Raw genomic sequence first — 1,853 nt, 5'->3', positions numbered from 1 at the left:
CCTACTTATCTTGTAACGGTTGGCTTGTGGTGAAGCGGGAACTTGTGGAGCTCTGCTGTCCGTGAAGCCTCGGACCAGGCGAAACGAGCAACTGGCGGGTCGATCGTGCCGTCTGGTTCGACCGCAGCGACTCCTTTTACGCACCTGGACCTGACACGAGTCCCCGTGTAAGACCGTGAGCGCTTCGGCCGGACCGGGCGACTTCGGTGCGGTGGGCTCCCACCGTCGCACCGGTACCCGCCAAAGTTGCAGTGACCCCTGTTCACCCCTCGAGCTCCTAGCTCTCAGTAAAGACCGTGGGCGCTGGCAACGGCGGATCGGCTGGGACGGACACGGCGACAGCCATTTCCGTCCCAACCGTCGCGGAATCTGGGAAATTGCTCGTGGTTCGAGCCCACTCGCACGGCGAGACGCCTCGAAATTCGGGAGCTCCGAGCTCTGAGTCAGACCGGCGCCGTGAGAGTGAGCTGGGATCGCGAACAGCTCATCGGAGGCAAGGCCATAGAGCCTCGTAAGTAGGGCGCTGCGCGTTCTCGCCTGGGTCTTGGACCAGCGGAAACACCCGACCGGATGGAGGCTGCGTTGAACAGCTACTGCGGAGTTGATTGGGCCGAAGGCCACCACGACATCGCGATCATCGACGCCGACGGCAGCCTCGTCGCCAAGAAGCGAATCACCGATGATCCAACGGGTTTCACCGAGCTGATGGAGTTGCTGGCCGCCGCTGGCGACACCGCCGAAGACCCGATCCCGATCGCGATCGAAACTCCGCGCGGATTGATGGTGACGGCGCTGCGTTCGTCGGGCCGACCCGTGTTCGCGATCAACCCGATGGCGGTCGCCCGTTATCGGGAACGCCGATCGGTCGCGCGATCCAAGTCCGACCATGTCGACGCGATGACGCTGGCGAACATCCTGCGCGTTGACGCCCATCTGCACCGCCAGTTGCCGGTCGACAGCGAGCTCGCCCATGCCATCGCGGTCCTGGCGCGTGCTCAGCAGGACGCGGTCTGGCGACGCACCAAGGCCAGCAACGAATTGCGATCCTTGCTGCGCGAGTACTTTCCGGCCTTCCTGCAGACCTTCGCCGGCAAGTCCGCCACCAACCTCGCCAAACCCGAAGTCCGCGCCGTCCTGACCATCGCTCCGACGCCGACCAAGGCTGCCAAGCTCACTCGATCGCGCATCGCGACCGCGCTGCGCCGGGCAGGACGCCAACGCGGCATCGACGACCTGGCCGCCGAAATCCTGCAGGGCCTGCGCGCACCACAACTGCGCCAGCCCACCCTGGTCGAGGAAGCGATGGCCCGCCAGGCCCTCGCACTGCTGGCGATGCTCGACGCGGCCTGCCGCGGCGCCGACGACCTCGAACAGGCTGCCGCAGAACAGTTTCGCAAGCACCCCGACCACGCGGTCATCACCAGCTTCCCCGGGCTCGCCGACCTGACCGGCGCACGAGTCCTCGCCGAAATCGGCGACGACAGACACCGATTCGCCGATGCCCGGGCGCTGAAGGCCTACGCCGGATCCGCACCCATCACCAGGGCCTCCGGCAAGAGCATCTCCGTCAGCTACCGGCGCATCAAGAACGACCGCCTCGCGGCCGCGGGATGGGTTTGGGCATTCTCCGCGGCCAACGTCAACGAGCACGCTCGCCAGCACTACCGAAACCGCCGAGACCACGGAGACCGGCACGCCGCCGCACTGCGCCACCTGTTCAACAAGATGCTCGGCCAACTGCACCACTGCCTCCAATCCGGCCAATCCTTCGATCCGATCAAAGCTTTCGGCCTACTACCCGACACACCGCCGACACGCGCTGCGGCTTGACCCCTAAAACCATCGGAGGTCTT

General features: G+C 65.6%; 1 protein-coding gene. It reads left to right on the top strand.

From position 1 onward, the window contains the following. Positions 1–570: 570 nt before the first annotated feature. Positions 571–1,830, top strand: a complete 1,260-nt coding sequence (locus ACYVN4_RS45280) for an IS110 family RNA-guided transposase (protein ID WP_460730536.1) — start codon at positions 571–573, stop codon at positions 1,828–1,830. Positions 1,831–1,853: the final 23 nt, after the last annotated feature.

Source organism: Nocardia heshunensis (assembly GCF_054782115.1).
Note: the sequence above shows the minus strand (reverse complement) of the source record. Positions and strands in the feature narration are given on the sequence as shown.

Coding starts and splice junctions, on each gene's coding strand:
- ACYVN4_RS45280 (WP_460730536.1), top strand. CDS start 571: ATGGAGGCTGCGTTGAACAGCTACTGCGGAGTTGATTGGGCCGAAGGC.